Below are 25465 nucleotides of genomic sequence, written 5' to 3'. Positions count from 1 at the left end.
GCTGGCCGACGTAACTCTCGGTTGGACGACAAACCTTCGTCGTCCCACCGAGAGGTCTGTCGGCCAGCCGACGAACCTGTGGCCCCCGGTGCCTCGACCGTTAGCGACCTCGACGTACAACGACGACGTCCCCGCTCCGCGTGAACCTCACCGTCATCCGGACGGTCGGGCGCCCCTTCGCCCAGGTCAGCCGCGTCCGCCCAGCCGGGTGCTCAGGAGCCGGGCGGTCCGGCGTACGTCGCCCGCGAGGGAGGCCGGGTCCGCGTCGCCCTCGGCGTAGGTCACCGCCACCCCGGCCAGGGGGAAGCCGTTGTGGTCGAGGACCGCGGCGGCGACCGACGACAGGCCGGGGGTCACCTCGCCGGTCTCGGTGGCGTAGCCGCGCTGGCGGGTCTCGGTGAGCAGCCCGCGCAGGGCGCTCAGCGACGTGGGACCGGTGCCGTGGCGCTGGACGAACGCCGCGGACGACGGATAGAGCGCGCGCACCTGCGCCGGTGGCAGATGGGCCAGGATCGCGCGACCAGAGGCGGTCAGCTGGGCCGGGAGCCGGACGCCCACGTCGGTGACCAGCGGCGGCCGGCCGGGAGCGCGGTCCTCGAGCACGTAGAGGACGTCCGAGCCGTGCAGGACGGCGAGGTGCGCGCTCTGCTGCACCCGGTCGACCAGCTCGGCCAGCGGCCGCCGGGCGATGCGCTGGAGCGGCGCCTGCCGCGCGTACCCGCTGCCGACCTCGAACGCCGCCACGCCGAGCCCGTAGCGGTGCTCGTCGGCGAGGTGCACCACGAAGCCCTCGGCCACCATCGCGGTGACCAGGTGGTAGGCCGAGGAGCGGGGCAGCGAGCACGCTCGCGCGATCGCCTCCAGCGGCACCGGGTCCGGCTGGCTGGCGAGGTAGCGCAGCACCCGCAACGTCCTCGTCGCCGCCGGCACCTGTGCCATGGCCGACAGGCTAGGGGTCCGCGTCCGTCTGCCCCGCCGGGACAGTCCCAGACGTTCCCAACGCAGCGAGCGCTGAGGCCGGTCGGGAAGGTCTGGGACTATCCCGGGGGCGGACGAGGTCAGGGGTTGCTGCGGGGTGGGGAGACGTCGCCGGGCTTGTAGTCGGGGCTGGAGGGATCGACGTGCGGGTCGAGGCGGTCGGCCTCGCGGAGCGTGTCCTCCTGCTGGGCCTCGCTCTGCACGACCTCGCGGTGCGCCTCCTCGGCCCGGGCCTGGGCGAGCTGAGCCTCCTCGGCGGCCTGGTCGGCCGCGGCCTGGCGGGCGGCGGCTTCGCGCTGGGCGTACTCGACCTCGGCCGACTGTCCCGCGGCGTGGGTGCGCAACTCGTTCGCCTGGCGGGCGCGACGCTCGCGGCCCCTGGTGCGGACGACCACTGCGGCCACGATCAGGGCCACGACGACGATCGCGACGATCACGATGATCACGGCGGTGCTGTTGGACATGAGGTTCCTCCCTGAGTGGGCCCCGTACGCCGGGAGCGGTACCCGCCCTCGGTGCGCACAATCAGAGCGGCAGCAGCGCCGCGACCCGGCCGCCGGTCGGTCCTGGCCCGGCCTCGAGCGTCCCGCCGAGCTCGGCCGCGCGCTCGCGCATCGACGACAGGCCGACGCCCGGCCGCCAGGCATCAGACGTGCCGCGGTCGGTGACCTCCACGTGCAGCCCGTCGGAGGCGGGGTCGAGCCGCACCGACGCCGAGGCACTGGTGCTGTGCCGTGCCACGTTGGTGAGCGCCTCGGTGACGATGCGGTACGCCGCCACCTCGACCGCGGCGGGCAGGTCGGGGAGCTCCTCGGGCGCGGTCACCTGCACCGCCACCGGCTCGCCGGCCCGGTTGCGCAGCCCGACCGCCTGCTGGCGCAGCGCCGGCACCAGCCCCAGCTCGTCGAGGGCCGGAGGCCGCATCGCGTAGACCATCCGGCGGATCTCCTCGATCGCGGCCACCGTGTCCGCCCGGAGCTGGGCCACCATCTGCTCGGCGGCCGCGGGGTCGGTCCGGATCAGGTTCCGCGCCGCATCGGAGGTGAACGCCACCCCGGACAGCCGCGGCCCGAGCCCGTCGTGCAGCTCCCGGCGCAGCCGGCGCCGCTCTTCCTCGACCGCGGCGATCGTCTGGCCGCGCGACTCGATGAGGTCCTCGGCGAGGGCGCGGGTCCGCAGGGTCTGCGCGAGCAGGGGCACCGTCAGCCGCAGCACCTGCTCGTCGCCGGGGGAGAAGGTCAGGTCCCCGGGCCGCAGCCCGACCACGAGCTCGCCGGCGCCGTCCAGGTCGAGTGTGCGGGTGTGCGTGGTCTCGGCCCCCGAGGCCGCCAGCGGGACGCCGTCGACCAGCAGCGCGGCGTACGGGATCACCAGCGCCTCCCGGATCGCGCGCAGCGCGATCTGCGGGTCCTCCCCGATCCGGCCCGCCACCGTCGAGGCCGCGCCGAGCGGGTCGGGCCGCTCGCCGAACAGCAGCTGGTCGACGACCCCGCGGAGCACCACCCGGGTCGGCTGGAAGGCCACGGCGGCCAGCGCGGCCAGCACGGCGAGTGCTCCGGTGTTGAGGTCGTGCGCCCCGAGTGCGTCGAGCAGCGACAGCTCCAGGACGAACACCGACATCACGGTGACCAGCGCGACGGTGGTCACCACGGTGGACACCACCAGCCCGCGGACGTCGACCAGGTCGGGCAGCGTCGCGCCGACGTAGAGCGCCGGGCCGACGAGGGCGAACACGAGGAGCCCCCAGTCGGTCAGACCGGCCGAGCTCGCCTCCGACGAGAAGCTGAGGACGAAGTAGACGAGCACCGTGGTCGTCACGGCCAGCACCATCCAGGTCAGGCTGCGGCGGACCGGACCGTCCGAGGTCTCGATCCGCCACCAGGTGTGGGCCACGAAGGCGCAGCCCTGCACGATCGCCATCAGCGCGGTCACGTCCGGCTCGTGGTACGCCGTGGCGACGGTGCCGCAGCCCGCCAGCACGACGAGACCGAGGAAGTCGGGGACCCGCCGCCAGCGCGGCTCGGGGTAGAGCGCCAGGGCCAGCGGGAGGAGCACGGCACCGGCGAACGTCGCGGTGGCCGCGGCCGTGTCGCTGTGACCGCGCGCGAGCAGCACCCCGGCCACCACCCCGACGCCCCCGCCGGCCACGAGCAGCAGCGCGGACACCATCGCGCGACGACGAAGCAGGAGCGCGCACCCGCTCAGGGCGAACGACGCCGAGACCACCGCGGTCGTCAGCGGCAGGGCCTCCACGTCAGCTCCCCAGCCCGCGCTCGCGGGCCCGGATCACCGCCGCGGTCCGGTCGCTGACCTCGAGCTTGGCGAAGATCGTGGTGAGGTTGTTGCTCACCGTCTTGGGCGAGAGGTGGAGCGCGGAGGCGATCTCGGAGGTACGCCGGCCCTGGGCGAGCAGCTCGAGGATCTCCTTCTCCCGGGCGGTGAGCTCGGGGAACGGGTCGTCGGCGACGGCGGCGGGCGGGTTGGCGAAGTGGTCGAGCAGCCGCGAGGCGATCGCGGCCCCGAAGATCGCCTGGCCGCGGACGACGGCGCGGATCGCGCCGGCGATCTCGTCCTGCTCCGCGCCCTTGAGGAGGTAGCCACGGGCGCCGGCCCGCATGGCGGTGAAGACCGTGGTGTCCTCGTCGTACATCGTCAGCATCAGCACCGCCGTGTCCGGCACGGCCTTGCGGATCCGCCGGGTCGCCTCGACGCCGTCGAGCCCGGGCATGCGGACGTCCATGAGCACGACGTCGGGCTTGGTCAGCTGGGCCTCGCGGACCGCGGCCTCGCCGTCCTCCGCCTCGGCCACCACCTCGAAGTCGTCGAGGGTGCTGAGCAACGCCGCCAGTCCGCGCCGCACCACGGGGTGGTCGTCGGCGAGCAGCACGGTGATCGGCACAGCACCATCATCGGGGGCAGCGGGCCCCCTGCGCCCGGGAGGTTCTTCCCGGGCCTGCGAGGCTGGTCAGGAACTCCCGGGGAGGACATGCTCTGGATGGGGGTGCCTCCGTCGTCAGAACGTGGAGCCGTTCCGACCACCACTCCCTCGGAGGCAACCATGACCACCACCACTGTCACCACCGACCGGGCCCACACCACGACCCAGCAGAAGATCGGCCTCGTGCTGGCCGGGCTCTACTCGGTCGGCAACCTGCCCTCGGTCTTCACCGCTCCGCCCGACGGCGAGACCGGCCCACCCCTGGCGATCCTCGTGGTCGACTCGCTGCTCGGGATCATCGGGATCGTCGCCGTCGTCCTCGCCTGGCGCGGCAACCGCGTCGCGCTGCGGATCGCCGCCGGTGTGATCATCCTGATCACGCTGACCGGCCTGCCGGCGTTCTTCGTCGACGTCCCGATGGCCATCAAGGCGCTGGTCGGCGCGAGCGTGCTGCTCACCGTCGTCGCCGTCGTGCTGATGTTCTCCACGCCCCGGCGCACCGCGTCGATCACCGACTGAAGGCACGCCGCGATGATCGCCGTCGTCACGATCCTGAGCGCGTTCCCGCTCGGCTTCTTCCTGCGCAGCCGCCTCGCGGCCAACACGACGTACGCGATCGCCTACCTGTGGGCGTTCGTGTTCCAGACCCTCTACCTGACCCTCGACGCGATGAACGAGTCCGCCGGTGGGGCCTTCGAGCGGCAGGAGTTCCCGCTCGCCTACGGCGTCGTGACCCTGACCATCTTCGTGGTCGGGTTCGGGCTGGTGAACCTGGGGCACTGGGTGCGTCAGCGCCGTCAGGCGAGCTCGCGCTCGTCCCTGACCGGCACCAGCGCCAGCGCGGTCAGCGGGAACACCGCCGCCAGCGCGAACGTCGCGGGGTAGCCGAGCCCGGCCACGGCCAGTCCCGCGAGCGGCGGGACCGCCGCCGCGGCGAGGAACTGCGCGGTGTTCTGCACGCCGAGGGCGCGGCCGGACCAGAACGGTCCGGCCCGCTCGGCGACCGCGGTGAAGGCCAGCCCGTTGTCGGCCACCGTGACCACGGTCGCGACGACGACGAGCGGTACGGCGACCTGGCCGGCCCACCCGGCGGTCGCCCCGAGCAGCAGCATCGTGGCGGCCGCCGCGACCGTCACCCAGCGGAGCGGCCGCATCCGGCTGGCCACCACGTCGGAGAGCTGACCGGCGCCGATCCGGCCGAGTGCCCCGGCCACCTGGGCGCCGGCCACGAGCGCACCCGCCGCGCCGGGTGACCAGTCCCGGTCCTGGACCAGCCACACCAGCGCGAAGGTCCACACCACGAACTGCGGGACCACCAGCAGCACCGAGACGCCGTGGATGCGCTGGAGGTAGCGGTCCTCGCGGTAGGGGTTCGGGGCGGCCGTCGGGCCGCGCGCCGGCCGGGGCGGGTCGGTGACGACGAGGGCGACGAGAACGGCGGCCAGGACGCAGGCCGCGACCGGGACCCACACCGCGGCGTACGGCCCGTGGCGATCGGCCACCACGGCCATCGTCGCAGCGGCGACGCCGACGCCCACCGGCTGCGCCATCTGCCGGATCCCCATGGCCAGCCCGCGTCGGCCGGCCGGGAACCAGCCGACCACCACCCGTCCGCTGGCCACGTTGCTGCTGGCCGCGGCGACCCCGGCCAGCCCCAGCCCGAGGGCGAGCAGTGTCACCTGGCCCGACAGCGCCGCCCCGGCGCCGAGGACGGCCGCCCCGACCAGCCCGAGCAGCAGCACCAGCCGCTCACCACGGTGGTCGGTGACGATGCCCCACGGCACCAGGGCGACCATCACGCCCACCATGGGCGCCGCCGCGACGAGCCCGGCCTCGGCGAGCGAGAGCCCGAGCTGCTCGTGGAGCGCTGCGATGAGGAACGCCGGACCGTGCACCATCACCGCGGTCGATGCCTGCGCCAGCGTGCTGGCCGCGAGCATCGCCCACCGCCGGCCGGTGCCGACCTCGGTGGCGACGTGGGCGAGCGCGGTCACGGACCGATTGAACGCCGCCGGGGCCCGCGCGTCGGTGCCGATCCCGACTGGTGGTCCGTGACTTTTCCGGCACCCCGGTCCGCCACCCGCGCGCATGTAACTCCGTGTTAGGTCCGCAAGGACAGTGTCAGAACACGGACCCAGTTGTCCTAACACGGAGTTACAAGCGAGCTGGTCTCGCATCCGAGACTCCAACGAGTCGGCACCTCTGGCCGAGCGGGCGGCGGAGTCGTTGGATGAACGCATGTCTCCCGTGACCGTCGACGTCGGCCCGCTCGCCCCCGAGGACGTCGTGGCTGTGGCCCGGGACGGCGCACCGGTCGCGCTCAGCGAGGCGGCCCTGGCCGCCATCGACCGGGCCCGGGAGGTGGTCGAGGAGCTCGCGGCCGCGCCCACGCCGGCCTACGGCATCTCGACCGGCTTCGGCGCGCTGGCGACCCGACACATCCCGACCGAGATGCGCGCCCAGCTGCAGCGTTCGCTGGTCCGCTCCCACGCCGCCGGCTCCGGCCCCGAGGTCGAGCGCGAGGTGGTCCGGGCGCTGATGCTGCTCCGGCTCTCGACGCTGGCCACCGGGCACACCGGCGTACGCCGGGAGACCGCGCAGCTCCTGGCCGCGCTGCTCTCCCACGACATCACGCCGGTGGTGCACGAGTACGGCTCGCTCGGCTGCTCCGGCGACCTGGCCCCGCTCGCGCACTGCGCGCTGGCCCTGATGGGTGAGGGCTGGGTCCGCGACCGCGACGGGGTCCGCCGGCCCGCCGCCGAAGCTCTCGCGGCCGCCGGGCTCACCCCCGTCGAGCTCGTGGCCAAGGAGGGGCTCGCGCTGATCAACGGCACCGACGGCATGCTCGGGATGCTGGTCATGGCGGTCGCCGACCTGCGCCGGCTGCTCCGCACCGCCGACGTCGCGGCTGCGATGTCGGTCGAGGCCCAGCTCGGCACCGACCGGGTCTTCGCCCCCGAGCTCCAGGCCATCCGGCCGCACCCGGGCCAGGCGCTCTCGGCCGCCAACCTGGTCGCCATCCTGGCCGACTCGGGCGTGGTGGCGAGCCACCGCGGCCCGGACTGCAACCGGGTGCAGGACGCCTACTCCCTGCGCTGCTCGCCGCAGGTTCACGGAGCCGCGCGCGACACCGTCGAGCACGCGGCCACCGTGGCCGGTCGCGAGCTCGCCTCCGCGGTCGACAACCCGGTGGTGCTCGCTGAGGATGGCCGGGTCGAGTCCAACGGCAACTTCCACGGCGCACCCGTCGGCTACGTGCTCGACTTCCTCGCGATCGTCGCCGCCGACGTGGCGAGCATCAGCGAACGGCGCACCGACCGGTTCCTCGACAAGGCCCGCAACCACGGGCTGCCGCCGTTCCTGGCCGGCGACCCGGGTGTCGACAGCGGCCACATGATCGCGCAGTACACCCAGGCCGCCATCGTCTCGGAGCTGAAGCGGCTCGCGGTCCCCGCCAGCGTCGACTCCATCCCCTCCAGCGCGATGCAGGAGGACCACGTGTCGATGGGTTGGTCGGCCGCCCGCAAGCTGCGCCGCTCGGTCGACGGGCTGACGCGGGTGCTCGCCGTCGAGCTGCTCACCGCGGCGCGCGCACTCGACCTGCGCGCGCCGCTCGAGCCGTCCCCGGCCACTGCCGCGGTGGTCGCCCTGTTCCGCAGCCACGGTGTCGAAGGCCCCGGCCCCGACCGTCACCTGGCACCCGAGATCGAGACCGCCGTCGAGCTGGTCGCGTCGGGCGCCGTCGTCACCGCCGTCGAAGGCGTGGTGGGCGGCCTGGCCTGACCGGGGAGCACCCGGTCAGGCCGGCCACGCGATCAGTCGAGAGCCGCCAGCACCCGTCGAGCCGTGATGTGGCCGATGCGGTAGGAGTCGGCCATCGCGGTCCGGAAGTGCAGCCCCGACCAGATCCGCGCCATGAACGCGTCCTGCTCGATGCCGCGCAGCGTCGGGTAGGTCCGGTGCGTCGGCGAGTTGGGCGAGACCAGCTCGAGCGGCGTCTTCTCGCCGAGCGTCTTGCGGACCACCTCGACCGCCGGCCCGGTCAGGCAGCCGTGCCCGCTGACATAGTCGGAGTACGGCGGGTTGGGGAGCAGTGGCGTCCACGTCGTCGCCGGCGGGTTCGTCGAAGGGTTCCCGTCGTTCGCGGCTCCCGCGATGGCCTGCGAGGGGCGCCAGAACCCGACGTCCCGTTTGTGCTGCCAGCACTGGATGAGGGAATCGGTCATCGCGGCGTGCAAGGCGGCGAACAGCCGTGCGGTCTCGGCGAGGGTGAGCGGGTGTCCCTGACCCTCGAGGTAGCGGATCACCGCGTCGGCCACGGCGGTGGCGGCGTTGTAGTTGAAGAACAGCGCGGTCTGCCGCTGGGCCTCGGTGCGCGTCGTCGAGGTCGCGCTCCCCAGGCTCTTCACCTCCTCGAACTGCGAGGCGTAGGCCGCGCTCGTCAGTGGGTCGGGGCCGTCGACGCCGACGCGCTTCTTGGTCACCAGCGGCTTCATCGACCCGAGCCAGGCGGCGAGCATGTCCCCGCTGGCGGGCGGCTGCCACACACCGACTCCCGGCGGCTTGCTGTAGTGGATCGTCGGGTCCAGGTAGCCGTCGTCGCGGCGCTCGTCGATCAGCCCACGGGCGGCTCGCTTGCCCACCTTGACCCCGAACCGCTTGGCCGGCCCGGGCTCCACCGAGGCAAGGCCGGCGGCGCGGTCGGCGCCGAGCTTGCCGCGCAGCTTCGGGTAGTAGTGCTGCAGCACCTGGTAGGCCGCCGCGACCACTGCCGCGCGCTCGGAGGACTCCCGGTGGCTCCCGAGCGAGGTCTGGACGGCGCGGTGCACGGCCAGCGAGGTGTAGCCGAGGACCGGTACGCCGACCGGGATCGGCGTCGCCGCATCGACGTAGACGGTGCGGAAGGCGATGCGCTCCCAGTTCAGCACCACCTGCGCCCGCGTCGTGCGCGCGGTCGGTGCCTGGTCGGTCGTGGCCGAAGCCGTGGCGGTCGCGCCTGGCGGGACCGCGGTGAGGACCGCGGCCGTGAGGCTCGCGGTGACGAAGAGTGCGCTGAAGCGCTTGACGAGGTGCATGTGTCCCCCCGGATCTGTTGGTTCAGTCCTTGGTAACGGGGAGGCGGGTGGCGGCACCATTCGCGTTTGCGCGAATCTTGTGGGCCCGCCACGGCGCCTCAGTCGTCGCCCGAGACCTTCTCCAGGAGCTCCGGGGGAGCCACCAGCTCGCCGCGCAGCGCAACCGCAGCCGCGAGGCGGTTGGAGACCCCGAGCTTGCGGTAGGAGTGCTCGAGGTGCTTGCGCACCGTGCTCGTGGCCACGCCCAGCTTCGCCGCGATCTCACCGTTGGAGAACCCGGCGGCGACGAGCATGAGCGTGCGGCGCTCCTGCACCGTCAGGGACGCAGGCAGGCTGGGGGTCGTGTCGTCGCGCACGAGACGGTGCACCGCGGGCGCGATCATCGTGAGGATGGCGCGGTCCCGCTCCGAGAACGATCCGGACCGGCGGTCCCACCACACCTGGACGACGCCGTCCTTGCGGTGGCGGAAGCCCACCACGAGCGAGTCGGAGTACCCCAGCGACCTGAGCCATTCCGCGTGGTCCGGCACCCGCGACCAGTGCACCAGGCCGATGCGCAGCGGGCCGTCACAGGCGTGCTCGTCGAGCGCGTCTCCGTCGTTGCGAGGGAGCGCCACCTCGCCGACGACGTACCCCTCGGAGTCTGCGATCGTCGCACCGACCACGTCGCACCGGACCAGCGTGGCCAGGCGCTCGAGCGTCGCGACGTCGGGAAGCGCCTGTCCCGGGGACGGCTCCGCGGCCAGCACGAACCGCAGCGCGGCCTGCTCGCGCTCGGAAAGAAGCACATCGCCCACGGAGGCCTCCCGGTGTGCCGCGGACCCGACACGCTAGCGAGGGTCGTGGACGGTGAGAATGGCTATGGCAGGTCATTTGCAGGTAGCACCGAAGGTCACGGCTGTCTCAGATACAAGACGCGACTGGGCCCGACGGGGCTGGCCGCGGCCCCGGCCGGGCGGTTTCATGGCGACATGAGCTCGTCGAACCCCCGCCTTCCCATCCACGCCGCCCACGGGACCGAGCTGACCGCCCGCTCGTGGCAGACCGAGGCGCCGCTGCGGATGCTGATGAACAACCTCGACCCGGAGAACGCCGAGCGTCCCGAGGACCTCGTCGTCTACGGCGGCACCGGCAAGGCCGCCCGCAGCTGGGAGGCCTACGACGCGCTGGTGCGCACCCTGACCACGCTGGCCGACGACGAGACCATGCTCGTGCAGTCCGGCAAGCCGGTCGGTGTCATGAAGACCAACGAGTGGGCGCCGCGAGTGCTGATCGCCAACTCCAACCTGGTGCCGGACTGGGCGAACTGGGACGAGTTCCGACGGCTCGAGGAGCTCGGGCTGACCATGTACGGCCAGATGACCGCGGGCTCGTGGATCTACATCGGCACCCAGGGGATCCTCCAGGGCACCTTCGAGACGTTCGCCGCAGTTGCCGACAAGCGGTTTGAGGGGACGCTCGCCGGGACCATCACGGTGACGGCCGGCCTCGGTGGCATGGGTGGCGCCCAGCCGCTCGCGGTGACGATGAACGACGGCGTGGTCATCTGCATCGAGTGCGACCAGAGCCGCATCCAGCGACGGATCGACCACCGCTACCTCGACGTGCAGGCCGACTCGCTCGAGGACGCGGTGCGGATGGCGGTCGAGGCGCGCGACGAGCGGCGGCCGCTGTCGATAGGCGTGCTCGGCAACGCCTCGGTGCTGCTGCCGCACCTGCTGGAGCTGGACGCCCCGATCGACATCGTCACCGACCAGACGTCGGCGCACGACCCGCTGTTCTACCTGCCCGCGGGTGTGGCCTTCGAGGACTGGGAGAAGGAGCGCACCGAGGATCCCGTCGGCTTCACCAAGCGCGCGCAGGAGTCGATGGCGGCCCACGTGCGGGCGATGGTCGAGTTCCAGGACAGGGGCGCCGAGGTCTTCGACTACGGCAACTCGATCCGCGACGAGGCCCGCAAGGGCGGCTACGACCGGGCCTTCGAGTTCCCGGGCTTCGTGCCGGCCCTCCTCGAGCGCCACCTCGACCGGGTGCGCAGCGGCGACGGGCGGCTCATCGACGTCGTCACCGACCAGACCTCGGCGCACGACCCGCTCTACTACCTGCCCGTCGGCACCGCCTTCGAGGACTGGGACCGCGAGCGCCGCGAGGACCCGCGCGGCTTCACGAAGCGGGCGCAGGAGTCGATGGCGGCCCACGTGCGGGCGATGGTCGAGTTCCAGGACGCAGGCGCCGAGGTCTTCGACTACGGCAACTCCCTGCGCGGCGAGGCCCGCACCGCCGGCTACGCCCGCGCCTTCGACTACCCGGGCTTCGTCCCCGCCTACATCCGGCCGCTGTTCTGCGAGGGCAAGGGCCCGTTCCGGTGGGCCGCGCTGTCCGGCGACCCCGCCGACATCGCCGCGACGGACCGGGCGATCCTCGAGCTGTTCCCCGACAACGAGCGGCTGCGCAAGTGGATCACCATGGCCGGCGAGCGGGTGCACTTCCAGGGGCTGCCGGCCCGGATCTGCTGGCTCGGCTACGGCGAGCGCCACCTGGCCGGGCTGAAGTTCAACGAGATGGTCGCCTCGGGCGAGCTCAAGGCGCCGATCGTGATCGGCCGGGACCACCTCGACTGCGGGTCGGTCGCCTCGCCGTACCGCGAGACCGAGGGGATGATCGACGGCTCCGACGCCATCGCGGACTGGGCGATCCTCAACGCGCTGGTCAACACCGCGTCGGGTGCCACCTGGGTGTCGTTCCACCACGGCGGCGGGGTGGGCATCGGCCGGTCGCTGCACGCCGGCCAGGTCACCGTGGCCGACGGCACCGAGCTGGCCGCCCGGAAGATCGAGCGGGTGCTCACCAACGACCCGGGCATGGGCGTGATCCGGCACGTGGACGCCGGCTACGACCGGGCCGTGGAGGTGGCCGAGGAGCGCGGCGTGCGGATCCCGGTGCGGGAGGGGTAGTCCGCGCGGACCGAAGACCGCCAAGCCCCGAAATTTGGCGGTGCGCACGGGCGCGGGCGGCCAGTAGCCTCAGCCCCTCGACGGGGAGCAGCTGAACCCTGACCCGGAGCCCCGCATGGACATCTCCACCTTCTACGCCCTGTTCTCGGCGACCTGCTTCGCACTGCTCGGGTTCTGGTGGCAGATCCTCCAGGGCAACCCGCAGTGGCTGCACGACCCGGAGACCCGCACCGCGGTCGGCGGGGTCTATCTGGCCCTGCTCCTGCCCGCGCTGATGGGGCTGTTCGCCCAGGTCGGCGGCGAGGGTACGTCGACGGTCTGGCGGATCAGCTTCGTCGGCATCGCGATCGTCGGGCTCGTGACCTCCCTGCGGGCGCTGCCGCACAGCCGTCGCTCGGACGTCGACGACAGCGCGACCCGGGTGGCCACCGTCGTCATCTACGCGCTGATCGCCGTCGTGGGCCTCGTGCCAGAGGTCGGGAAGCCGCTCCACCTCAAGGGCATCCAGGTCGAGGCGATCCTGCTCATCCTCCTCGTGCTGTCGGCGCACGGCCTGGTGTGGCGGTTCATGACCGCCGAGCCGAAGCCGGGCAAGCACGAGGCGACGATCCCGCCCCCGTGACGGGGTCGGCAGAGGTGACCCAGGCCTCCTGATCCGTCTTCCCGTGTACCTGCGGCGCTCAGCCTAGGCTTCGGACGTGACGACGACGCCGGCCCGACCGCGGTCCACCCTCACCGGCATCAGCTCGCGGGCGTGGGAGCACCCCGCCGACCGCGGCGCGCTGGTGGCCCTGCGCAGGCTCAGGGGCTTCGACACCGTGCTGAAGGCGCTGTCGGGGTTCGTCAACGAGCGGAAGGTGCGCCTCGACTTCATCGGTGGCGGCATCCGCGTCGACGAGCGGCAGTTCGCCGGGGTCCACCGCGTGCTGGCCGAGGTCGGCCGCGTGCTCGACGTCGATGAGCTCCCCGAGGTCTTCGTCGTCAACTACCCGATCACCAACGCGATGACGATCGGCCTGGACAAGCCGATCATCGTGCTCAACTCCGCGCTGTTCGACCTCCTCGACGAGGACGAGATGAGGTTCGTGGTCGCGCACGAGCTCGGCCACGCGCTCAGCGGCCACGCGGTCTATCGGACCCTCCTCCTGTGGCTGATGAACATGACCGGCGTCTGGAACTCCATCCCCGGTGGAGCGCTCGGGATCCGGGTCATCATCGCCGGTCTCTTCGAGTGGTCGCGCAAGTCCGAGCTCTCCGCCGACCGGGCGGGGCTGCTCGCGACCCAGGACCCGGCCGTGGCGTTCCGGGTGCACATGAAGCTGGCCAGCGGCTCCGGCGACCTCCGCGAGCTCGACCAGACCTCGTTCTTCGCCCAGGGCCAGGAGTACCTCGAGACCGCCGACCTGCGCGACTCGGTCCTCAAGGTGATGCTCAACGAGCGTGCGTCCCATCCGTACGCCGCCGTGCGGGCGGCCGAGCTGCGACGCTGGGTCGACTCCGGTGACTACACCGCGATCCTCGGCGGGAGCTATCCGCGACGGGACGAGGACGCCGCGGCCAGCATGTCCGATGCGGCGAGGCAGGCGGCGGACAGCTACACCGAGGCGTTCCGCTCCACGCAGGATGCGCTCGGGAAGCTCGTCCACGACGTGGCCGGCTTCTTCGGCAGCGCCAAGCTCTGGATCGACGAACAGCTGCGCCGCGGCCGCGACTGACACCCCCTCATCGGGGACGCCGGTCACGGCCGCGGCGGTTGCTGTGGCGCTGCTGAGTGGGCGCCTGTCAGTTGCTGCCGGTCAATAGACCCGACGCCGGGTGCCACCGAACGGCACCAGGTTCACGATCAGCCCGACGACGAGCAGGATCGCCCCGATCGTCACCAACAGCGACATGCTCAGGACCAGCCCGAGGATCAACAGGATCAACCCCAGGACAACCATGTGCTCCACCCCTTTCCGGTTCGCCTCTCAGCGGTGCCCGTCGGGGGAGTTCCGGCAAACTCACCCTTTCGGGTGAGGCGGCCGTGGGGCCGGCCAACCGGTCAGGGCAGCGGCCGCGGCGGCTCGACCCGCGCCGCCCCGTCGACCCGGTAGCGGACCTTGTGGAAGCAGCCCTGGCCGAGGCCGTCGGTGGCCAGGCCCGCCAGGTCGCCGGCGTCGTACAGCGCGCGGAAGTGCCCGTCGGGGTAGACCCCGTTGCCGGCCTGCCAGAACATGATCTCGTCGGCGGCCGGTGAGTGGTCCAGGCCGAAGGCGTGCCCCACCTCGTGGAGCATCACCTCACCCCAGTTGGGCTTGGTGCTGTCCAGCGTCCATGCGTAGCGGCCGGAGTTCCACGCCGTGGTGTCGAAGATCGCCGCCGCCTGGGTGGTCTGCCACACCCGGTGGTGGCGACCGTCCCGCGCGGCCCGGACCTGCACCGGGCCGCCCTGGCCCAGCGCCGACTCGGTGACGAACGCGGGATACTCGGCCTCGGTCGCGAACGCGAGCAGCAGGTCCTGGCCCTTCGGGAGCCTGGTGTGCCGGGTCAGGAACGGCAGCTGGGTGGACGTGCCGACGTACTTGACCGGGATGCCCGTGGCGGCCGAGACCTGGTTCATCGCGGCCTGCGCGATCGCGAGGCCGGTGGGCCCGACCTCGGCAGCGTTCACGGCGTAGCGGATGGTCCGGCAGGGGTTGAACGAGTAGCGGGTGCCACGGTCGGTCAGGAACACGTGGTCGGCCGGGTTGCCGCGCGGGGCGTAGGACATGCCCACGGTCACCGTGGTGCCGCGCTTGAACCCGTGCCGCCCCGACGTCGTGACGCGCACCCGGTGGCTGCCGTACCAGTTCAGCGAGCCGGCCACCGCGAACTTGCCGCTCCGCTTGCTCCTCGCGGCGCCGAAGGTGTGCCAGCCGCCGGGCAGCTTGACCTGCAGCCTCACCTTGGTGCGGCCGCCGGGCACCCGGCCGTGTGCCGCGACGGGAGCGGTGAACGCGGTGTACGTCGTGGAGTCCCACACCACCTTGCCGCGGTGGCCGTGATGTCCGTGGTGGCCGTGGTGGTGGTGGCCACGGCTCGCCGCGGTGGCGGGCACGCCGCCGGCGGAGACGAGCGTGGGGACGAGGGCCGGGACGAGGCCGAGGACGAGGGAGGCAGCCACGAGGCGAGGGTTGCGGGGGGAGGTCACCCGGCGTTCCTTCCCCGTGGCCGACGGGGGGAAACCAGCCGGGCTCAGCGCTCCAGGGCCCGGATGGCGTCGTGGATGCTCAGAGTGCGGCGGGCCGACTCCACGTGCAGGTTCTCGATCATCCGGCCTCGGTAGGTGACGACGCCGGACCCGGCCCCTGCGTCCCAGGCGTCGAGGATTCCGCGCGCCTCCTCGACCGCCTCCTCGCTCGGGGCGAAGACCTCGTTGGCGCCGTCCACCTGGCCGGGGTGGATCAGGGTCTTGCCGTCGAAGCCGAGCTGGCGGCCCTGGCGGCACTCCTCGAGGAACCCGTCGAGGTCCGTGACGTCGTTGTAGACACCGTCGAGCACCGCGATGCCCGCGGCCCGGCCGGCGAGCAGGGCCAGGTGCAGGCTGGGCAGGATCGGTGCGCGGCCCGGCACGTGCTCGGCGTAGAGCTCCTTGACCAGGTCGTTGGTCCCGAGCACCAGCGCGGTCAGCCGGTCCGACGCGGCAGCGATGTCGCGAGCGTTGAAGATCGCCTCGGGCGTCTCGACCATCGCCCACAGCTTGGTGTGGTCGGGCGCGCCCGCCCGCTCCAACGCGGTGGCGAGCTCGTGGACCTGCTCAGGGGTGCCGACCTTGGGTACGACGACCGCGTGCGGCCCGGCCTGGGCGGCGGCCACGATGTCGGCGGCGTGCCACTCGGTGCCGAGCCCGTTGACCCTGATCGTGACGGTGCGCGCGCCGTAGTCGCCGCTCGCGGCGGCCGCGCACGCAGCGTCGCGCGCGGCCGGCTTGGCGTCGGGGGCGACCGCGTCCTCGAGGTCGAGGATCAGCCCGTCGCAGGGGATGGACCTCGCCTTCTCCAGCGCCCGCTCGTTGGAGGCCGGCATGTAGAGGACGCTGCGCAGCGGTGTCACACCGCTCACTCGTCGACCTCGATGGCGTCGTACTGCCGCTTGAGCTCGGGGTCGACCCTGGCCAGCTGCTCGGCCAGCTCGACCATCACCAGGCACTGCTTGACCGAGGCGTCGTCCTCCATCTTGCCGTCCAGCATCACCGCGCCGGTGCCGTCGCCCATCGCCTTGACGACGCGGCGTGCGTGCCGCACGTCCTCGACGCTGGGGCTGAAGACCCTGTTGGCGATCGCGATCTGCTTGGGGTGCAGGGACCAGGCGCCGACGCAGCCGAGGAGGAAGGCGTTGCGAAACTGGTCCTCGCACGCGACGACGTCGCTGATGTCGCCGAACGGGCCGTAGTAGGGGTAGATCCCGTGCATGGCGCAGGCGTCGACCATGCGGGCGATCGTGTAGTGCCACAGGTCCTGCTGGTACGTCGCGCGGCGGGCCTCGAGGTTGGCCACGCCGTCGGTGCGCGGCGGGTCCTCGCGGACCAGGTAGCCGGGGTGGCCGCCGCCGACGCGGGTGGTCTTCATCCGCCGGTCCGCAGCGAGGTCGGCGGGACCGAGCGAGAGGCCCTGCATGCGCGGTGAGGCGCCGGCGATCTCCTCGACGTTCGCGACGCCGCGCGCCGTCTCGAGGATCGCGTGTACCAGGATCGGCCGGCCGAGCCCGGCCTTCGCCTCGAGCTGGGCGAGGATCCGGTCGACGTAGTGGATGTCGTCGGCGCCCTGGACCTTCGGGACCATCACCACCTCGAGCCGGTCCCCGATCTCGGGCACCAGCGTGGTGAGGTCGTCGAGGACCCACGGGCTGTCGAGGGCGTTGATGCGGGTCCAGAGCTGGGTGGCGCCCCAGTCGGTCCCCTGCGCGATCTTCACCAGCCCCTCGCGGGCGGCGACCTTGTTGTCGGCCTTGATCGCGTCCTCGAGGTTACCGAGGAGCACGTCCACCGTCCCGACCATGCCGGGGATCTTGGCGGCCATCTTCTCGTTGCTGGGGTCGAAGAAGTGGATGGCCCGGCTCGGTCGCGCCGGGATCTCACGCAGCGGCTCGGGAGCTCCGACGGCCAGCGGCCGGAAGAAGTCCTTGGCGCTCTTGCCAGTCATGGCTGCAGGTAACCAGATCAACCGTGGCCACGGGTATGACCGATCTGACACCCCGGTTGTGGAGAGATTCGTCGGCTGGCCGACGAAACTCTTGGCGAGACGACAAAGCCTCGTCGTCCCAGCGAGAGCTCCATCGGCCAGCCGACGAAACTCTTGGCGAGACGACAAAGCCTCGTCGTCCCAGCGAGAGGTTCATCGGCCAGCCGACGAAACTCTCACCCGCGCCGCGACCACCACCGGCGCCGCTGCTTCGGCTGCGCCTGCTGCTCGGCCAGCGCCGCCCGCGCCTTGGCGCGCTGCTCGGCCAGGCGGGCAGTACGCCGATCGCGCCAGCCGGCGACCGTCTCGTCCACGTCGCGCGGCATCGTCACCAGCGGCGGCCCGACCGGCAGCCGGTAGCGGGCGGCCACGACGCGCTCGTTGAAGTCGGCGACGTGGCGGCGTACGTCGTCCTCGGTCTGCAGCCTGTCGAGGGTGTCGTCGAGCTCGGCGTCCTCCTTGCGCAGCGCGAGGCTGGGTGGGAGGACGGCGACGTTCTCGCGCTCGACGAGCTTCTTCAGCCACCAGTCCGGGTCGTGGGTGTCGCCGAGCTTCAGCGGCTTCCCGGCGCCGGGGAGGTCGTCGAAGTCGCCACGCTCCATGGCCTGGCGCACCTGCAGGTCGACCCACGTGTGCTGCTGGGCCATCCGCGCGCGGGCCGCGGCCCGGCTCTCCGCCCGCGACCGCGGTGTCACCTCGGGCCGCTGGGTGCGCTCGGACCGCTCGCCGGTCATGCCTCCACGGTAACCGAGGCGATCGCGTCAACTTTCGGGCGAGGCGTCAGGGCCAGGGCCACCGCTGCGACGAGTGCCGCGGCCGCGCAGATCGCCCACACGGTCAGGTAGCCGGAGAGCGGGGCGTGGCCCTTGACCGGGTCCTCGATCGAGCCGGTCGAGGCCAGGCAGATCGCGAAGACCGACGACGCGATGGCGCCGCCGACGGTCTTGGTCGCATTGGTCATGCCGGTCGCGAAGCCGGTCCGGTCCGGAGGTGCAGCCGCCGCGGCGGTGGCGGGCAGCGACGCAACCAGCGCCCCGGATCCGACGCCGGCGATCGCCATGTTGAGCAGCGCCTGCCCGGTGGAGTGGTGGAAGGGAAGCCAGAGCGCGTAGCCGACCGCGACCAGCAGCGCACCGAGCACCATCGCGCCGCGTGGGCCGAGCAGCCGCGAGGTCAGCGGCAGCGTGAACGCGCCGACGGCGAGGAAGACGACGTAGACCCCGATCAGCGTGGACACGAAGGAGGCGTCCGCGCCCAGCCCGTAGCCGGCGACGTCCGGGTCGGTCCGCGCGAAGGTCGACAGCGGGATCTGTGCCCCGAGGACCGACATGCCGAACAGGAACGCCGTGAGCTGCACCGGCCACTGGCCCGGCGTCCTCAGCAGCAGGACGTCGACCATCGGCTCGGGGTGCCGGGCCTCGTAGCGCGCGAACGGCACCACCAGCGCCAGGCCGGCGACGATGAGCACCCAGGCCAGCACCGAGCCGGGGCCCTGGACCCGGATCGCGATCAGCCCGCCCATGACCGTGCCCAGGGCGAGCGTGATGAGGACCAGCCCGCCCCAGTCGTAGCCGCCGGTGGCCTCGCCGGGGGCGTCCTCGATGCCGAACCAGACGACGAAGAAGACCGCCGTGACCACGATCGCCGGCAGCGCCAGCAGGAAGCCCATCGACGTGGCCTCGACCAGCGCCCCCGACGTGAGCGCTCCGATGATCACGGCCAGCTCGAGCGCCCCGACCAGGATCGCCGCGGCCCGCCGGGTGAGCAGCCCCTGCCGGCCGGTGCCGGCGGTACGCCGGTGGATGATCGAGATCTCCAGCGGCAGCCACACGACGTACGCGCCCTGGACCGCCCAGCCGATGAGGAACGTCGTGAAGGTCGGCGCGAACGCCAGCACCCAGCTCCCGAGGGCCGTGACCGCGGTCGAGAGGAGCAACACCTTCTTGTGCCCGACCAGGTCGCCGAGCCGGGCCAGCGGCGGCACCACGAGCGCCGAGACGACGAGCTGGGCGGCCTCGAACCAGTTCACGTCCGCGTCGGCGATGCCGAGGTGGTCGGCGATGTCGCTGAAGATCGGCGTGTAGTAGCCCTGCAGCACTCCGCTGGCGAGCTCGACGCAGACCAGGAAGCCGACGACCGCGAACAGCCCGTGCGCCGGACGGACCGGCCGGACCGTTGTCGTCACGAGGGCAGTCTCTCGACCAGCCGCTGGTACCACCGCACGCCGTCGAGGAAGTCGTCGACGCCGATGTGCTCGTCGTAGGAGTGGATGGCCGCGCGCTGCTCGGTGGTCATCCGGAACGGCGCAAAGCGGTAGACGCGCTCGCAGATCGAGGTGAACGACGTGGAGTCGGTGGCGCCCATCATCACGTAGGGCGCGACGACGGCGTCGGGGAACACCTCCTGGATGGTCTCGTCGAGCAGGCGGAAGGCGGGCTCGTCCGGGCCGTAGGGCGAGACCGGGCTCGGCTCCTGCCGCTCGACGACGTCGATCTCGACCCGGTCGTCGCGGACGGCCCGGCGCACGTGCTCGATGACCTCCTCGCTCCTGTCCCCCGGCATCACCCGGATGTTGACCCCGGCCGTCGCGGTCTGGGCGATCACGTTGAGGGCCGGCGACCCGGAGAGCGTGGTGACGGCGAAGGTCGTCCGCGCCATGGCCGCTGCCTCGGGGCCGAAGAGGCCGAGGAGCCGCGCCAGGACCGGCCGCAGCCGGTCGGAGTTGGCGAGCACCGGGCGCAGGTGCGGGGCGGCGTGCGGAGCCAGCCGCCGGAACAGGTCGGTGGTCGGGGTCGGCAGCAGTCTCGGCATCGGTGACCGGTCGAGACGGGTGATGGCGCGGGCCAGCCGGGCGGTCGGCCCGAACCTCTCCGGCGTCGACGCGTGGCCGCCGCGGCCCTCGACCCGGAGGCGCAGCGACAGGACGCCCTTCTCGGTCACGCCGATCAGCCCGACGGGCGAGCGCACGCCGGGGAACGCGTCGTGGGTGATCGCGCCGCCCTCGTCGAGGACCATCCACGGTGCGACGCCGCGGCGGTCGAGCTCCGCGACCGCCTCCTTGGCGGCGTTCCCGAACACCTCCTCGTCGCAGCCGAACGACAGCCACACGTCCTGGGCGGGGGTGACACCGCGCTCGAGCAATGTCTCGACGGCTTCGCAGATCCCGACGAGGCAGCACTTGTCGTCGAGGGTGCCGCGACCCCAGACCTTGCCGTCGGACACCTCGCCGCTGAAGGCGCCGTGCCGCCAGGTGCCCTCGACCGGTACGACGTCGAGGTGCGCCATCAGCACGACCGGCCGCCCGGCGCTCGCGCCGCGCCAGTGGAAGAGCAGCCCATGGGTGTGCACGCGGGTCAGCTCCAGCCGCTCGTGGAGGAGCGGGAACTGCCGCTCGAGCTCCTCGACGAACGCGTCGAACGCCGCGGTGTCGACCCGCTGGGCGTCGGGGTGGGAGACCGTCGGGATCCGCAGCAGCGCCTGGAACTTGTGCACCGCCCGCGGCAGCTCCGCCTCACCCTCGGTCATGGCCGGCCCTCGGTCATGGCCGGCCCTCGGTCATGGCCGGGCCGTAGGTCATGGCCGGACCGTAGCGCCCCACCTGCCCCGGTGCACCAGCTCGCCGAGGTCGCGGCGCCTCCTGGTCCGAGGCGAGCCCGAGGGCACCTCGCCCTCCGCACGGTGGCCGATGGTGACCACGCCGACCGGGTCGTGGTCGTCGGGGATGCCGAACGCCTCGCGCACCGCGGCCTCCTTGTCCGGCGGGATGCCGATGAAGCAGCTGCCCAGGCCGGCGTCCGTCGCGGTCTGCAGGATGAGCAGGCTGGCCATCGCGGCGTCCATGTGCCAGAACGGCATCGGCCAGCGCTTCTCGTCGAGGTCGGTCCAGCCCTTGTCCTCCTCGCCGTACCGCTCGAGGTAGGTCCGCTTGCTGGAGCAGGGGAGGATCACCACCGGCGCGCCCATCATCCCGGCCAGCCAGCTGTCCGGCTCGTCGAGGTCGTCCGCGGCCGCCGCCCAGAAGCGGCCGACGTCCTCGGGGGTGTCGAGGACGAGGAAGGCCCACCCCTGGCTGAAGCCGGCGCTCGGCGCGCGGACGGCGTTGGCCAGCGCGCGGTCGACCACCGCCGGGTCGACCGGCTCGTCGCTGTAGTCACGGACCATCCGGCGTCGGCGTACGACCTCCTGGAACTCCATGGCCGATAAGTCTCCAGTACGCCCGGCTGGTCTCGGATCCGAGACCTGTGGGCGCGTGTGGCAGTGGCCGCGAGGCGTCCGCTGCCGTTGGATGGGATGGTGCCCGACGACTTCGAGCGGATGTGGTCCGACCTGGCGCCGATCGGCCGGTCGGCGCGGTCGGGTGGCTACTTCCGACAGCCGTTCACCCAGCCCGAGCGCGAGCTCACCGACTGGTTCCGCGGGCAGGCCACCGCCCGCGGCCTCCGGCTCGAGTCCGACGCCACGGGCAACCTGGTGGCGTGGTGGGACGCCGGGACCGGACCGGGGGTGCTGACCGGGTCACACCTGGACTCGGTGCTGGACGGCGGGGCGTACGACGGGCCGCTGGGGGTGGTCTCGGCGCTCGCCGCGGTCGACGAGCTGCGCGAGCGCGGGGTGGTGCCCGTGCGGCCGGTCGGGGTGTCGGTGTTCGTGGAGGAGGAGGGGTCGCGGTTCGGGCTGGCCTGTCTGGGGTCGCGGCTGGCCACGGGGGCCACGACCTGGGAGCAGGCCCGCTCGCTGCGGGACCCGGACGGCGTCGCGTTCGAGGAGGTCACCGAGGGTGGCGAGCCGGGGCTGCTGGACGGTGTGGGGATGTTCGTGGAGCTGCACGTCGAGCAGGGCCGCGACCTCGTCGACCGCGGCGCCGCGATCGGGGTGGCCAGCGAGATCTGGCCGCACGGGCGCTACCGGTTCGAGTTCGGCGGGGAGGCCAACCACGCCGGGACGACCCGGATGGAGGACCGTGTCGACCCGATGCTGACCTACGCGATGACCGCGCTGGCCGCGAACAAGCAGGCCCGGCTCGCCGGCCAGCGCGCGACGTTCGGCCGGGTCGAGGTGACGCCGAACGGCACCAACGCGGTGCCCTCCCAGGTGGTGGCGTGGCTGGATGCGCGGTGCTCGTCGGACGCCGCCCTGGCTGAGCTGGTCGCGACGGTCTCGCGCCAGGCGGCCGAGCGCGCGGAACGTGACCGCACCTCGCTCACCGTGACCCCGGAGTCGGTGTCCGGAGCCGTCACCTTCGACGCCGAGCTGGCGCGCCGGGTCGCGGCGGACCACGAAGGAGGCGACTGGCCGGTCATCCCGACGGCGGCGGGCCACGACGCCGGGATCCTGTCTGCTGCGGGGATCCCGACGGCGATGCTGTTCGTGCGCAACCCGACCGGCGTCTCGCACTCGCCGGCGGAGACCGCGTCGATACCGGACTGCCTGGCCGGGGTGCACGCGCTGGCCGAGACGCTGGAGAGGTTGGCCACGTGACCGACCCGACCTCTTCCGCCCGGCCCTCGCGCTACCTGCTCGACCGCGCGTGGGTCGACGGCGCCGTCCGCGACGACGTGCTCGTCGAGGTCGTCGATGGTCGGTTCGCCCGGGTCGAGCCCGGCGCCGCCACCGCCACCACCGCCACCGCCGCCACGGCCGGGGCGGCCACCAGGCTGCCCGGCCTCACCCTCCCCGGCCTGGCCAACTGCCACAGCCACGCGTTCCACCGCGCGCTGCGCGGACGCACCCAGCGCGAACGAGGGACCTTCTGGACCTGGCGCCACCAGATGTACGACCTCGCCAGCCGCCTCGACCCGGACTCCTACTTCCTCCTGGCCCGGGCGACCTACCGCGAGATGGTGGCCGCCGGGATCACCGGGGTGGGCGAGTTCCACTACCTCCACCACCAGCCGGACGGGACGCCCTACGACGAGCCGAACGCGATGGGCCAGGCACTCGTCGCCGCCGCCGAGGAGGCCGGGCTGCGGATCTGCCTGCTCGACACGGCGTACTTCTCCAGCGGCTTCGGGAAGCCCCCCGAGGGCCCGCAGGTCAGGTTCAGCGACGGCGACGCCGCCGCCTGGGCGGCGCGCGCCGGTGCCGGGCCGGCCGCCATCCACTCGGTGCGGGCGGTGCCGCGCGACCAGCTCGCGGCCTTCCACGGCCGGGCGCCGCTGCACGTGCACCTCTCCGAGCAGATGGCGGAGAACGAGGCGTGTCTCGCGGCGTACGGCGTGACCCCGGCCCGGCTGCTCCACGAGGCCGACCTGCTCGGCCCCGAGACCACGGTCGTGCACGCGACGCACCTCACCGACGACGACATCGAGCTGCTCGGCACCACCGGCACCAACGTCTGCATCACGCCGACGACCGAGCGCGACCTCGCCGACGGCATCGGCCCCGCCGAGCGGCTCGCGGCGGCGGGGTGCCCCATCACGCTCGGCAGCGACAGCCACGCAGTCATCGACCTGTTCGAGGAGATGCGCGGCCTCGAGATGGACGAGCGGCTCGCGACCGAGGAGCGCGGCCACTGGACCGCGGGTGACCTGCTCGTGGCGGCGACCGGACACGGCACCCTCGGTGTCGACGACGCCGGCGCGATCGAGATCGGCCGGCGTGCGGACCTGGTGACCATCGACACCGCGAGCCCGCGGACCTCGGGCACCGGGGCGGACGAGCACACCGCAGCCTTCGCAGCCACCGCCGCGGACGTGGTCCACGTGGTCGCCGACGGCCGGGTGGTCCACACCAAGGGCGATGAGGCGGAGATCGGGCGCGAGCTCGACGAGGCGATCGGAGCGCTGTGGCCATCCTGATCACGAACATCGGCGAGCTCGTCACCAACGCGACCGCAGAAGACGTTCTCGCAGGAGATGGTTTCGTAGGAGACGATCCCGCAGGAGAAGATCCCGCAGCAGATCGTCTCCTGGGCATCGTCCGGAACGCCGCCCTCGTCGTCGACGGCGGCCGGGTGGCGTGGGCCGGCCCCGCTTCCGGGGCCCCGGCCGCCGACGAGGTGGTCGACGCCGGCGGTCGCGCCGTGCTCCCCGGCTTCGTCGACAGCCACAGCCACCTGGTCTTCGCCGGAGACCGGGCGCAGGAGTTCGCGGCCCGGATGGCCGGCCAGCCGTACGCCGCCGGCGGTATCCGCACCACCGTCGCCGCGACCCGGTCCGCCGGCGACGAGCAGCTGACCGCGCACGTCGCGCGGCTGGTGCAGGAGATGCAGCGGCAGGGGACCACGACGGTCGAGATCAAGTCCGGCTACGGCCTCACGGTTCGCGACGAGGCCCGCTGCCTGGCGGTGGCCCGGCAGTTCACCGACGAGACGACCTTCCTCGGCGCGCACGTCGTGCCGGCCGAGTACGCCGCTGACCCGGACGGCTACGTCGAGCTGGTCACCGGCCCGATGCTCGAGGCCGCGGCACCGCACGCGCGGTGGATCGACGCGTTCTGCGAGTCGGGCGCGTTCGACGCCGACCAGGCCCGCGCAGTGCTGGAGGCCGGCGCGGCACGCGGCCTGAAGGGACGGCTGCACGCCAGCCAGCTCGGTCCCGGCCCCGGGGTGCTCCTGGCCGCCGAGCTGGGGCTGGCGGCGGTCGACCACTGCACCTACCTGACCGATGTCGACGTCGACGCGCTGCGTGACTCCGGCACGGTGGCGACGCTGCTGCCCGGCGTGGAGTTCTCGACCCGCCACCCCTACCCGGACGCCCGGCGGCTCATCGACGCCGGGGTGGGCGTCGCGCTGGCCAGCGACTGCAACCCTGGCTCGAGCTTCACCAGCTCGGTGCCGCTGTGCATCGCACTGGCGGTCCGCGAGATGGGGATGAGGCCCGCGGAGGCCGTGCACGCCGCGACGTACGGCGGCGCCCGCGCCCTGCTGCGCGACGACGTCGGCCGGCTCACGGTGGGAGCACGGGCCGACCTGATGCTGCTCGACGCCCCGAGCCACGTGCACCTCGCCTACCGGCCGGGGGTGCCGCTCGTGGCCGCCACCTGGTCCGCGGGCCGGTTGCTGACCTGACCGTCAGGCGGGCGGCTGAAGGCCCGCGCACTCACCATTTCGGGCGAGGGGATGGACCGACCACGGCGGCCGCGGTCTCAGCCTGGATCCACCGATTCCGCCTGCTGCGCGCCACCATTCGGGCACGCTGGCGGCGTTGGCGTCGCTCGATGGGCGGCCAAGCACGTCGTCGCTCCGCCGCCTTGCCATCGCACCCGACTCGTGACGCTCGCGACGTCGCGAATCGGTGGATCCAGGCTGAGGTAGTGAGGGTGTCACTGGTGTGACCAGTGGGACTGATGGGGCGACTTCCAACGTGATGTGCGTGGTTTCCC

At 72.8% G+C, this 25465-nt stretch carries 24 protein-coding genes; 9 read left to right on the top strand and 15 right to left on the bottom strand.

From position 1 onward, the window contains the following. Nucleotides 1–186: 186 nt before the first annotated feature. From VFV89_RS24425 to VFV89_RS24410, 4 genes are all read right to left on the bottom strand, one after another. Nucleotides 187–939 carry an IclR family transcriptional regulator gene (locus VFV89_RS24425; RefSeq protein ID WP_329708600.1) on the bottom strand — a complete coding sequence of 251 codons (753 nt, stop codon included), beginning with the start codon at nt 937–939 and terminating at the stop codon, nt 187–189. 119 nt (nt 940–1058) lie between these two features. Continuing rightward, entirely contained in the window at nt 1059–1442 is a 384-nt protein-coding gene (locus VFV89_RS24420) for a hypothetical protein (protein WP_329708599.1), read from the bottom strand. A gap of 61 nt (nt 1443–1503) precedes the next feature. Then, entirely contained in the window at nt 1504–3231 is a 1728-nt protein-coding gene (locus tag VFV89_RS24415; RefSeq protein ID WP_329708598.1) for a sensor histidine kinase, read from the bottom strand. 1 nt (nt 3232) lies between these two features. Continuing rightward, nucleotides 3233–3877, bottom strand: a complete 645-nt coding sequence (locus VFV89_RS24410; RefSeq protein WP_329708597.1) for a response regulator transcription factor — start codon at nt 3875–3877, stop codon at nt 3233–3235. A gap of 159 nt (nt 3878–4036) precedes the next feature. Between VFV89_RS24410 and VFV89_RS24405 the strand changes: the two genes are divergently transcribed. Both VFV89_RS24405 and VFV89_RS24400 read left to right on the top strand, forming a co-directional pair. Continuing rightward, a complete protein-coding gene (locus tag VFV89_RS24405) occupies nt 4037–4435 on the top strand; it encodes a hypothetical protein (RefSeq protein WP_329708596.1) in 399 nt (132 codons plus the stop codon). Between the two features lie 12 nt (nt 4436–4447). Further along, nucleotides 4448–4801, top strand: coding sequence for a hypothetical protein (locus VFV89_RS24400; protein ID WP_329708595.1), 354 nt, complete (start codon nt 4448–4450; stop codon nt 4799–4801). Here the strand turns inward: VFV89_RS24400 and VFV89_RS24395 are convergent. Then, on the bottom strand, nt 4714–5910 hold the full coding sequence (locus VFV89_RS24395; protein WP_329708594.1) for an MFS transporter: 1197 nt from the start codon (nt 5908–5910) through the stop codon (nt 4714–4716). The two genes, VFV89_RS24400 and VFV89_RS24395, sit on opposite strands and share 88 nt — an antisense overlap. A 244-nt stretch (nt 5911–6154) precedes the next feature. On the opposite strand from VFV89_RS24395, the gene hutH reads away from it, so the two are divergent. Beyond that, the gene (hutH, locus tag VFV89_RS24390) at nt 6155–7699 is read left to right on the top strand and encodes a histidine ammonia-lyase (protein ID WP_329708593.1); all 1545 of its coding nucleotides are present in this window, start codon (nt 6155–6157) and stop codon (nt 7697–7699) included. Between the two features lie 32 nt (nt 7700–7731). Here the strand turns inward: hutH and VFV89_RS24385 are convergent, their stop codons facing one another. Next, entirely contained in the window at nt 7732–8991 is a 1260-nt protein-coding gene (locus VFV89_RS24385; RefSeq protein ID WP_329708592.1) for a vanadium-dependent haloperoxidase, read from the bottom strand. Between the two features lie 98 nt (nt 8992–9089). Next, on the bottom strand, nt 9090–9788 hold the full coding sequence (locus VFV89_RS24380; RefSeq protein ID WP_329708591.1) for a helix-turn-helix transcriptional regulator: 699 nt from the start codon (nt 9786–9788) through the stop codon (nt 9090–9092). Nucleotides 9789–9962: 174 nt separating this feature from the next. Here VFV89_RS24380 and hutU point away from each other — a divergent pair, with 174 nt between their 5' ends. The 3 genes from hutU (at nt 9963) to VFV89_RS24365 (ending at nt 13660) form a co-directional block, all read left to right on the top strand. Next, nucleotides 9963–11945: a urocanate hydratase gene (gene hutU, locus VFV89_RS24375; RefSeq protein ID WP_329708590.1), complete on the top strand. Its 1983-nt coding sequence runs from the start codon at nt 9963–9965 to the stop codon at nt 11943–11945. Between the two features lie 115 nt (nt 11946–12060). Then, nucleotides 12061–12567, top strand: a complete 507-nt coding sequence (locus VFV89_RS24370) for a hypothetical protein (RefSeq protein WP_329708589.1) — start codon at nt 12061–12063, stop codon at nt 12565–12567. 76 nt (nt 12568–12643) lie between these two features. Beyond that, a complete protein-coding gene (locus VFV89_RS24365; RefSeq protein WP_329708588.1) occupies nt 12644–13660 on the top strand; it encodes a M48 family metallopeptidase in 1017 nt (338 codons plus the stop codon). A gap of 81 nt (nt 13661–13741) precedes the next feature. On the opposite strand, the gene VFV89_RS24360 is transcribed toward VFV89_RS24365, so the two are convergent. The 8 genes from VFV89_RS24360 to VFV89_RS24325 all read right to left on the bottom strand — a co-directional run bounded on the left by VFV89_RS24360 (nt 13742) and on the right by VFV89_RS24325 (nt 21337). After that, a complete protein-coding gene (locus VFV89_RS24360) occupies nt 13742–13885 on the bottom strand; it encodes a hypothetical protein (protein ID WP_329708587.1) in 144 nt (47 codons plus the stop codon). A 101-nt stretch (nt 13886–13986) separates the two neighbouring features. Further along, on the bottom strand, nt 13987–15087 hold the full coding sequence (locus tag VFV89_RS24355; RefSeq protein WP_329708586.1) for a matrixin family metalloprotease: 1101 nt from the start codon (nt 15085–15087) through the stop codon (nt 13987–13989). Nucleotides 15088–15158: 71 nt separating this feature from the next. Beyond that, nucleotides 15159–16025 (bottom strand): CoA ester lyase, encoded by an 867-nt coding sequence (locus VFV89_RS24350; protein ID WP_329708585.1) that lies wholly within the window; start codon nt 16023–16025, stop codon nt 15159–15161. Beyond that, the gene (locus VFV89_RS24345) at nt 16022–17104 is read right to left on the bottom strand and encodes a CoA ester lyase (protein WP_329708584.1); all 1083 of its coding nucleotides are present in this window, start codon (nt 17102–17104) and stop codon (nt 16022–16024) included. The genes VFV89_RS24350 and VFV89_RS24345 overlap by 4 nt, the downstream gene beginning before the upstream one ends. Before the next feature lie 215 nt (nt 17105–17319). After that, nucleotides 17320–17877, bottom strand: coding sequence for a DUF1992 domain-containing protein (locus tag VFV89_RS24340; protein WP_329708583.1), 558 nt, complete (start codon nt 17875–17877; stop codon nt 17320–17322). Beyond that, on the bottom strand, nt 17874–19328 hold the full coding sequence (locus VFV89_RS24335) for an MFS transporter (RefSeq protein WP_329708582.1): 1455 nt from the start codon (nt 19326–19328) through the stop codon (nt 17874–17876). The genes VFV89_RS24340 and VFV89_RS24335 overlap by 4 nt, the downstream gene beginning before the upstream one ends. Then, complete coding sequence (locus VFV89_RS24330; protein WP_329708581.1) at nt 19325–20668, bottom strand: M20/M25/M40 family metallo-hydrolase; 1344 nt, start codon at nt 20666–20668, stop codon at nt 19325–19327. Before VFV89_RS24330 ends, VFV89_RS24335 begins: the two co-directional genes overlap by 4 nt. Nucleotides 20669–20716: 48 nt before the next feature. Continuing rightward, nucleotides 20717–21337 carry a nitroreductase family protein gene (locus tag VFV89_RS24325; protein WP_329708580.1) on the bottom strand — a complete coding sequence of 207 codons (621 nt, stop codon included), beginning with the start codon at nt 21335–21337 and terminating at the stop codon, nt 20717–20719. Between the two features lie 96 nt (nt 21338–21433). Between VFV89_RS24325 and VFV89_RS24320 the strand changes: the two genes are divergently transcribed. The 3 genes from VFV89_RS24320 to hutI are packed head-to-tail and all read left to right on the top strand — an operon-like array spanning nt 21434 to nt 25151. Next, nucleotides 21434–22621, top strand: a complete 1188-nt coding sequence (locus VFV89_RS24320; protein ID WP_329708579.1) for an allantoate amidohydrolase — start codon at nt 21434–21436, stop codon at nt 22619–22621. Then, complete coding sequence (locus VFV89_RS24315) at nt 22618–23940, top strand: formimidoylglutamate deiminase (RefSeq protein WP_329708578.1); 1323 nt, start codon at nt 22618–22620, stop codon at nt 23938–23940. Before VFV89_RS24320 ends, VFV89_RS24315 begins: the two co-directional genes overlap by 4 nt. Beyond that, nucleotides 23928–25151, top strand: coding sequence for an imidazolonepropionase (gene hutI / locus VFV89_RS24310; RefSeq protein WP_329708577.1), 1224 nt, complete (start codon nt 23928–23930; stop codon nt 25149–25151). The genes VFV89_RS24315 and hutI overlap by 13 nt, the downstream gene beginning before the upstream one ends. Nucleotides 25152–25465: the final 314 nt, after the last annotated feature.

The sequence above is a fragment of the Nocardioides sp. genome, assembly GCF_036274455.1.
Lineage (GTDB): Bacteria > Actinomycetota > Actinomycetes > Propionibacteriales > Nocardioidaceae > Nocardioides.
This window is presented reverse-complemented; position numbering and strand designations above follow the sequence as displayed.

Coding starts and splice junctions, on each gene's coding strand:
- VFV89_RS24425 (WP_329708600.1), bottom strand. CDS start 939: ATGGCACAGGTGCCGGCGGCGACGAGGACGTTGCGGGTGCTGCGCTAC.
- VFV89_RS24420 (WP_329708599.1), bottom strand. CDS start 1,442: ATGTCCAACAGCACCGCCGTGATCATCGTGATCGTCGCGATCGTCGTC.
- VFV89_RS24405 (WP_329708596.1), top strand. CDS start 4,037: ATGACCACCACCACTGTCACCACCGACCGGGCCCACACCACGACCCAG.
- VFV89_RS24400 (WP_329708595.1), top strand. CDS start 4,448: ATGATCGCCGTCGTCACGATCCTGAGCGCGTTCCCGCTCGGCTTCTTC.
- hutH (WP_329708593.1), top strand. CDS start 6,155: ATGTCTCCCGTGACCGTCGACGTCGGCCCGCTCGCCCCCGAGGACGTC.
- VFV89_RS24385 (WP_329708592.1), bottom strand. CDS start 8,991: ATGCACCTCGTCAAGCGCTTCAGCGCACTCTTCGTCACCGCGAGCCTC.
- hutU (WP_329708590.1), top strand. CDS start 9,963: ATGAGCTCGTCGAACCCCCGCCTTCCCATCCACGCCGCCCACGGGACC.
- VFV89_RS24370 (WP_329708589.1), top strand. CDS start 12,061: ATGGACATCTCCACCTTCTACGCCCTGTTCTCGGCGACCTGCTTCGCA.
- VFV89_RS24360 (WP_329708587.1), bottom strand. CDS start 13,885: ATGGTTGTCCTGGGGTTGATCCTGTTGATCCTCGGGCTGGTCCTGAGC.
- VFV89_RS24345 (WP_329708584.1), bottom strand. CDS start 17,104: ATGACTGGCAAGAGCGCCAAGGACTTCTTCCGGCCGCTGGCCGTCGGA.
- VFV89_RS24340 (WP_329708583.1), bottom strand. CDS start 17,877: ATGACCGGCGAGCGGTCCGAGCGCACCCAGCGGCCCGAGGTGACACCG.
- VFV89_RS24330 (WP_329708581.1), bottom strand. CDS start 20,668: ATGACCGAGGGTGAGGCGGAGCTGCCGCGGGCGGTGCACAAGTTCCAG.
- VFV89_RS24325 (WP_329708580.1), bottom strand. CDS start 21,337: ATGGAGTTCCAGGAGGTCGTACGCCGACGCCGGATGGTCCGTGACTAC.
- VFV89_RS24320 (WP_329708579.1), top strand. CDS start 21,434: ATGGTGCCCGACGACTTCGAGCGGATGTGGTCCGACCTGGCGCCGATC.